Consider the following 6,905-nt stretch of genomic DNA (forward strand, 5'->3'; position numbering starts at 1 on the left):
CCGCTCGCTCGCTTCTGACCCGGGCTGGAGCGGGCCGGGTCAAGGGTGGGCCGCAGGCCCATCGCCGAAGGCGACGCGCAGCGCCCTTGACGCGGACCGCGGAAGCCCGACACTGACCGAGAAGCGAGCGGCCCAACGGTCACTGATGAACACCGGAGCCCACACCCACGGCGGGGCCCCAACCCCACCTCACGCCTGCTTGATCGCCGAGATGTCCAACGTCAGCTTCACCTTGTCGGAGATCAGCACCCCACCCGTCTCCAGCGCCGCGTTCCACGTCAGACCCCACTCCGACCGCAGAATCTCCGCCTTGCCGGTGAAACCGACCCGCTCGTTGCCGAACGGGTCCTTGGCGAAGCCGTTGAACTCCAGGTCGATGGTCAGTGGCTTGGTGACACCCAGCAGGGACAGCTCACCGGTCACGCGGTACTCCTCCCCGCCCAGCACCTCCGCCCCGGTGGACCGGAACGTCATCATCGGAAACTCGTCCGTCTTGAAGAAGTCCGCCGACTTCAGGTGGGTGTCCCGGTCCGCGTTACCCGTGTCGATGCTTTCCACCCGGACATCCAGCACGGCAGTGGACTTCGTGGGGTCGGCCCCGTCCAGGTGCAGCGCCCCGGTGAAATCACCGAAGCCGCCCTTGACGTTGGTGACCATCGCGTGCCGGGTGACGAACCCGATCGTGCTGTGCGCCGGGTCGATGGCGTAGTCGCCGGTCAGCTCGGTCAGGTCGGGACCGGCGGGGGCCGGTGCGACGGGGGCGGGCTGGGTGGTGCTCTTGCGGCCGAAGATGCCCATGACGTGCTCCTGGTTAAACGTTGAACGTTGAACTAAATTCCGGCTCCGACCATAGCCCCATTCTGTTTATCGTTCAACTATCACCTCACCGTGTCACCGCATACGCGCACAGTCACCCGTTCGTGCCTCTGGTGCACCCCCCTCTCCCTCGGGCACGATGCGGCCTGCACCACCTGCACAGCCGCCCCGAAACGTCCGGCCCATCGCAGGAAGGCCCCCTATGAAGATCCGCTCCCTGGCGACCACCCTCGCCCTCGTCGCCGCCCCCGGCATCGCCCTCGTGGGTACCGCCCCCGACGCCTCCGCCTCCGCCGCCGTCACCAAGATCAGCCACGCCACCGCCACCTCGATGTTCCGCCAGTCCGGCATCACCTGGTCGTCCTCCGGCAACTGCTCCGACCGGAACAACCCCACCTGTACGTCCTTCGAGCAGCTCAACCTCGCCACCGCCCAGGGCGCCCAGACCCTCAAGAGCGCCAGCGGCTGCGCGCTCAACATCACCGGCGGCACCGAGACCGGACACGCCTCGGGTACGTACTCCCACTGGAACGGCTACAAGCTCGACTACGGCAAGAACACGTGCGTGACGTCGTACGTCAAGAACACCTTCACGTACATCGGCCTGCGCGGCGACGGCGCCCCGCAGTACAAGTCCGGCTCCGGCAACATCTACGCCGACGAGGGCAACCACTGGGACGTCCTCTACTACAACTGCGGCGGCTGCTGAGCGGGCGGCGCCGGCGGTGAGCGGACCCCTCCGCATGACCCGACGCGCACTGCTGCTGGCCGCCGCCCTCGCCGCCACCCCCGGGTGGCGCGCGCGGGCGGCCGGCGCCGACCCGTACGAGACGCTGCGCCAACGCTGGCTCGGCATCGCGCTCGGCACCGGCTACGACCCGGCTACCGAACCGTACGCCTCCCGTCTCGCCCAACTCGGGGAAAGGGCAGGGGAGTTCCGGGCCACCATGCTTCCCGGGCCCGCCTCACTCTGGCCCGGCCACCCCTTCGACCCGCCGTCCGGCATCACCTTCAGCTACCACCGCCTGTGGACCATGACCCAGGCCTACGTCCAGGGCGGTACCGGTGTCACCGGCGACCCCGGCCTGCTCACGGACGTGTTACGCGGTCTCGACCATCTCTCCGCCACCGTCTACCACCCCGCCACCACCCGCTACGGCAACTGGTGGGAGTGGCAGATCGGCAGCCCCCGGCTGTTGATGGACATCACCGCCGCGCTGTACGCGCAGGCGGGCCCGGACCGGGTCGCGGCGGCCTGCGCCGCCGTCGACCACTTCATACCGGACACGATGCTCACCGACTACTCCGGTACCAGCACCGGCGCCAACCGCGTCGACCTGTGCCGCTCGGTCGCCCTGCGCGGCATCCTCGGCAGCAGCCCGCGGAAGATCGCCCTCGCCCGGGACGCCCTCTCACCCGTCTTCCCGTACGTCACCAAGGGCGACGGCCTCTACGCCGACGGCTCCTTCGTCCAGCACACCTGGGTCGCCTACTCGGGCACCTACGGCCAGGTCCTCCTCGACGGCCTCGGGCGGCTGTTCGCGCTGCTCGCCGGGTCGGAGTGGGACATCACCGATCCTGGCCGACGGCACATCCTGGACAGCGTCGAGCACGCCTACGCGCCGCTCATCCACGACGGACTGGTCATGGACTGCGTCAACGGCCGTGCCATCAGCCGGGGTCTGCCGCGCTCCGACGACCAGGGCGTGATGCGCGGCGACCACTACCACGGGCAGGCCCTGATCGCCGCCATCGCCCTCCTCGCCGACGGCGCGAGCCCGGAGGAGCGGGAGCGGTGGTACGGACGTATCAAGGGATGGATCGAACGAGACGCCGTGGAGCCTGTCCTGACGTCCCGTCAGTTCGGCGTCGGTGATCTCGCCCGGCTGCACACCGTCGCCGCCTCGCCCGTTCCCGCCGCCCCGGAACCCCTCGGGCACCGGCTCTTCCCCGCCATGGACCGCGCCGTCCACCGCACCCCCCGGTTCACCGCAGCCCTCGCCATGGCCAGCGACCGCATCGCCCACTACGAATGCGGCAACGGCGAGAACCCGCGCGGCTGGCACACCGGCTCCGGCATGCTCTCCTGGTGGCCGCGGGACGGCGGCGACCAGTACACCGACTGGTACTGGCCCACCGTCGACTGGTACCGGCTGCCCGGCACCACCGTCTCCACCCGACGCCTCCCCGACCGGGCCGGCGGCGAGTGGGGCGCCCCCAAACCGGCCGTGCGCTGGGTCGGCGGCACCACCGACGGCACCTACGCGGCCGTCGGCCAGCACCTCAAGGGCCTCGGCTCCACCCTCCAGGCCCGCAAGTCCTGGTTCTTCCTCGACGACGCCGTGGTCTGCCTCGGCACCGGGATCTCCTGCACGGACGGCGTGCCCGTCGAAACGGTCGTGGACAACCGCAACCTCGGCGAGAACGGCACCCAGCCCCTCGTACGCGGCCGGAACTGGGCCCACCTGGAAGGCCACGGCGGCTGGATCCTGCCCTACGGCGGCGAGCTGCGCACCCTGCGCGAGGACCGCACCGGCGCCTGGGCCGACATCAACACCACCAGCAGCCCCGAGCGGCGCACCCGGCGCTGGCAGACCCTCTGGCTCGACCACGGCACCGACCCGGCCGACGCCCGCTACGCCTACGTCCTGCTGCCCGGCGCCACCCGCGCCGAGACCGCCGCCCGCGCGGGCGACCGGCACTGGCTGTCCGTCCTCGCCAACGACACCACCGCCCAGGCCGTCGCCGTCCCCCGGCTGGGGCTGACGGCGTGCACCTTCTGGGGGACCGGTACGGTGGGGGAGCTGACCGTCTCGGCCGGCGCCGGCGTGCTCGTCGTGCGCCGGGGCCGCACGGCCGCCCTCCGGATCAGCGAGCCACCGCGCACCGGAACCCCCCTGGAACTGGTCTGGGACCACCCCGTGCGCGCGGTCACCCGGGCCGGCGACGGTGTCGAGGTGCTGGAGGCGGGCCGCCGTCTGAGGGTCCTTGTCACTCCGGGGATGGCATGTGCCACCCACGAATGTGAGGTGACTCTCGGCTGATCGGTTTGTGGCCTCCCCACAACAAGATGCCCTCCTGAGCAGTCGGAACGGCTGCATTCCGTGCTGGTTCTGTTCACTCGTACCAGGAAAACGGGCCGGAGACTGTACAGAGTCGACGGCTCGCTTTTCTTGGTGTCCTTCGTAAGGTCGCTACATGACCGTTTTGGAAGAGACGACGGGTGAGCCGACCGGCGAGCCGACGGACGCGCGCGGACGGGTCGCCGAGCTGCACGAGATCCGTGCGCGGGCCGTGGCGGGCCCGAGCGAGAAGGCGACCGAGGCGCAGCACGCCAAGGGCAAGCTGACGGCGCGGGAGCGGATCGAGCTGCTCCTCGACCCCGGGTCCTTCCAGGAGGTCGAGCAGCTGCGCCGGCACCGGGCTACCGGTTTCGGCCTGGAGGCGAAGAAGCCGTACACCGACGGTGTCATCACCGGCTGGGGCACGGTGGAGGGCCGTACGGTCTTCGTCTACGCCCACGACTTCCGGATCTTCGGCGGCGCGCTGGGCGAGGCCCACGCCACCAAGATCCACAAGATCATGGACATGGCCACCGCGGCCGGTGCGCCGCTGGTCTCCCTGAACGACGGCGCGGGCGCCCGTATCCAGGAGGGCGTCTCCGCCCTCGCCGGCTACGGCGGCATCTTCCAGCGCAACACCAAGGCGAGCGGTGTCATCCCGCAGATCTCGGTGATGCTCGGCCCGTGCGCGGGCGGCGCCGCGTACTCCCCGGCCCTCACGGACTTCGTCTTCATGGTCCGCGAGACCTCGCAGATGTTCATCACCGGCCCGGACGTGGTCAAGGCCGTCACCGGCGAGGAGATCACCCAGAACGGCCTCGGCGGCGCCGACGTGCACGCCGAGACCTCCGGCGTGTGCCACTTCGCCTACGACGACGAGGAGACGTGCATCGCCGAGGTGCGCTACCTCCTCTCCCTGCTCCCGCAGAACAACCGCGAGAACCCGCCCCGCGTCGAGTCCACGGACCCGGTCGACCGCCGCAGCGACGTCCTGCTCGACCTGGTCCCGGCCGACGGCAACCGGCCCTACGACATGGCCAAGGTCATCGAGGAGATCGTCGACGACGGCGAGTACCTGGAGGTCCACGAGCGCTGGGCGCGCAACATCATCTGCGCCCTGGGCCGCCTGGACGGCCAGGTCGTCGGCATCATCGCCAACCAGCCCCAGGTTCTCGCGGGCGTCCTGGACATCGAGGCGAGCGAAAAGGCTGCCCGCTTCGTCCAGATGTGCGACGCTTTCAATATCCCGATCGTCACCTTCCTGGACGTCCCCGGATTCCTCCCCGGCGTCGACCAGGAACACGGCGGAATCATCCGCCACGGCGCGAAGCTGCTGTACGCCTACTGCAACGCGACCGTGCCGCGGATCTCGCTCATCCTGCGCAAGGCGTACGGAGGTGCCTACATCGTCATGGACTCCCAGTCGATCGGCGCCGACCTGACCTACGCCTGGCCGACGAACGAGATCGCCGTGATGGGCGCGGAGGGCGCGGCCAACGTCATCTTCCGCCGGCAGATCGCCTCCGCGCAGGACCCCGAGGCCATGCGGCAGAAGATGGTCAAGGAGTACAAGGCCGAGCTGATGCACCCGTACTACGCGGCCGAGCGGGGCCTCGTGGACGACGTCATCGACCCCGCCGAGACCCGCGAGGTGCTGATCAAGTCGCTCGCGATGCTGCACACCAAGCACGCCGACCTGCCCTCCCGCAAGCACGGCAACCCGCCGCAGTAACCTCACGGAGACCGACACCCATGAGTACTCCTGACATCCGCGTCGAAAAGGGCCACGCCGAGCCCGAGGAAGTCGCCGCCATCACGGCCCTCCTCCTGGCCCGGGCCGCCGCCCAGCCGCTCCAGACCACCCCCCACCGAGTCCGCGCGCGTGCGGGCTGGCGCCGCCTGGAGCGCGAGCCGGGCTTCCGGGCCCCGCACAGCTGGCACTGAGCACCGCGCTTTGCTTGACCACGACCCCGCTCCTCCTGTGGGAGGGCGGGGTCGTGGTGTATTCAGTCGATGATGACCCTGACGCCGGGCAGATTCAGCTTGGTGCGCTTGGTGATGGGGCCTTCCTCGGTTTCGCAGCCGACGACGGTCAACCACTCCAGCCGTGATGGCAGGCCGTCGAATTCCGCGGGCGCGAGGCAGTAGGACAGGCCGAGACCGCTGAGTTCCGGACAGGCCGACACGAGCCGCCGGGGCAGGTCCCGGTTTCACGTTCGCCGCCAGCACCGCCTCGTCGGAGAGGTCGGCCGCCTCGAACGTGTCGCACACCCCGTCGAGCACGGCCTGCCGGGCGCCGTCGTCCAGGCCGCGGAACTCCCGTACCAGGTACGGCGCCAGCCGGTCGTACACCGCGTCCGCGATCTCCTCGAACTGCCGGTGCACACCCCGCTGGAAGCGCAGCCCGGACACCCGCAGCCGGATCAGTCCGGCCATGTCCAGATGGTGTTCCTGCTCCCGGCGTCTGCCGCCCAGCCACAGCTGTGCCGCGGCCTTCGCCACGGTCGTGCCCAGCCGTAACGCCGCCGCTGCCTCAGCGCTCAATGCCCGCTCCCTCGACGCACATGGTCCGGGGCATTGTCACCCGTCGCGCCGCCTCTCGTCCCGCTTTCGCAGCCACGGGTCCAGCGGCAGGGACAGCGTGGCCACACAGACCGCCGGCCACAGGGAGGTCATGCGCAGGCCCGGCGTCCACAGCGGCAGCAGGACGGCGGTCAGGAACGTGGTCAGCCAGCCGAGGACCAGCGGGCTGCGCAGCCGCGCCCGCAGCGGGAACAGCAGGGCCGAGGACACCAGCGCGCTCGGCACCAGCAGCAGCACCGCCCACAGCAGCGCGCTCCAGCCGTCGACCTCGATCACATGCATCCCGGACCCACCCGTACGTACCACGACAAAGGCTCCTGTCCCCAGAGAAGAGCGACAGGAGCCCGCGTCGGTTGCCCGAGGGGCGGAGTTACCGCAGTCGTGCCATGAGGGCGTGTTCGACCAGGGTGATCAGGGCGCTCTTGGCGTCGGCGCGGTGGCGGG

At 70.2% G+C, this 6,905-nt stretch carries 7 protein-coding genes and 2 pseudogenes; 4 read left to right on the top strand and 5 right to left on the bottom strand.

Annotated elements, in window-relative coordinates:
- Positions 1-189: 189 nt before the first annotated feature.
- Positions 190-798: a YceI family protein gene (locus tag ABD350_RS33740; RefSeq protein ID WP_344352853.1), complete on the bottom strand. Its 609-nt coding sequence runs from the start codon at positions 796-798 to the stop codon at positions 190-192.
- 220 nt (positions 799-1,018) lie between these two features.
- On the opposite strand from ABD350_RS33740, the gene ABD350_RS33745 reads away from it, so the two are divergent.
- The 4 genes from ABD350_RS33745 (at position 1,019) to ABD350_RS33760 (ending at position 5,822) form a co-directional block, all read left to right on the top strand.
- Positions 1,019-1,525, top strand: a complete 507-nt coding sequence (locus tag ABD350_RS33745) for a hypothetical protein (protein ID WP_344352855.1) — start codon at positions 1,019-1,021, stop codon at positions 1,523-1,525.
- 34 nt (positions 1,526-1,559) lie between these two features.
- Positions 1,560-3,860, top strand: coding sequence for a polysaccharide lyase 8 family protein (locus ABD350_RS33750; RefSeq protein WP_344352857.1), 2,301 nt, complete (start codon positions 1,560-1,562; stop codon positions 3,858-3,860).
- Between the two features lie 154 nt (positions 3,861-4,014).
- Positions 4,015-5,610 (top strand): acyl-CoA carboxylase subunit beta, encoded by a 1,596-nt coding sequence (locus ABD350_RS33755; protein WP_344352859.1) that lies wholly within the window; start codon positions 4,015-4,017, stop codon positions 5,608-5,610.
- Positions 5,611-5,630: 20 nt separating this feature from the next.
- Positions 5,631-5,822, top strand: a complete 192-nt coding sequence (locus tag ABD350_RS33760) for an acyl-CoA carboxylase epsilon subunit (protein WP_344352861.1) — start codon at positions 5,631-5,633, stop codon at positions 5,820-5,822.
- Positions 5,823-5,884: 62 nt separating this feature from the next.
- Here the strand turns inward: ABD350_RS33760 and ABD350_RS33765 are convergent, their stop codons facing one another.
- From ABD350_RS33765 to ABD350_RS33775, 4 genes and pseudogenes are all read right to left on the bottom strand, one after another.
- Positions 5,885-6,064, bottom strand: a complete 180-nt coding sequence (locus ABD350_RS33765; protein WP_344352863.1) for a hypothetical protein — start codon at positions 6,062-6,064, stop codon at positions 5,885-5,887.
- A 31-nt stretch (positions 6,065-6,095) separates the two neighbouring features.
- Positions 6,096-6,422: pseudogene (locus ABD350_RS38110) on the bottom strand (NACHT N-terminal Helical domain 1-containing protein); the annotation flags it as partial.
- Positions 6,423-6,458: 36 nt separating this feature from the next.
- A complete protein-coding gene (locus tag ABD350_RS33770) occupies positions 6,459-6,743 on the bottom strand; it encodes a hypothetical protein (RefSeq protein WP_344352865.1) in 285 nt (94 codons plus the stop codon).
- Between the two features lie 88 nt (positions 6,744-6,831).
- Positions 6,832-6,905, bottom strand: a pseudogene (locus ABD350_RS33775) (ATP-binding protein); the annotation flags it as partial.

Source organism: Streptomyces nogalater, from assembly GCF_039532885.1.
Taxonomy (GTDB): domain Bacteria; phylum Actinomycetota; class Actinomycetes; order Streptomycetales; family Streptomycetaceae; genus Streptomyces; species Streptomyces nogalater.

Bases quoted from the DNA above. Each gene is read 5' to 3' on its own strand.
- ABD350_RS33770 (WP_344352865.1), bottom strand. From the start codon at position 6,743: ATGCATGTGATCGAGGTCGACGGCTGGAGCGCGCTGCTGTGGGCGGTG.
- ABD350_RS33760 (WP_344352861.1), top strand. From the start codon at position 5,631: ATGAGTACTCCTGACATCCGCGTCGAAAAGGGCCACGCCGAGCCCGAG.
- ABD350_RS33755 (WP_344352859.1), top strand. From the start codon at position 4,015: ATGACCGTTTTGGAAGAGACGACGGGTGAGCCGACCGGCGAGCCGACG.
- ABD350_RS33740 (WP_344352853.1), bottom strand. From the start codon at position 798: ATGGGCATCTTCGGCCGCAAGAGCACCACCCAGCCCGCCCCCGTCGCA.
- ABD350_RS33750 (WP_344352857.1), top strand. From the start codon at position 1,560: ATGACCCGACGCGCACTGCTGCTGGCCGCCGCCCTCGCCGCCACCCCC.
- ABD350_RS33745 (WP_344352855.1), top strand. From the start codon at position 1,019: ATGAAGATCCGCTCCCTGGCGACCACCCTCGCCCTCGTCGCCGCCCCC.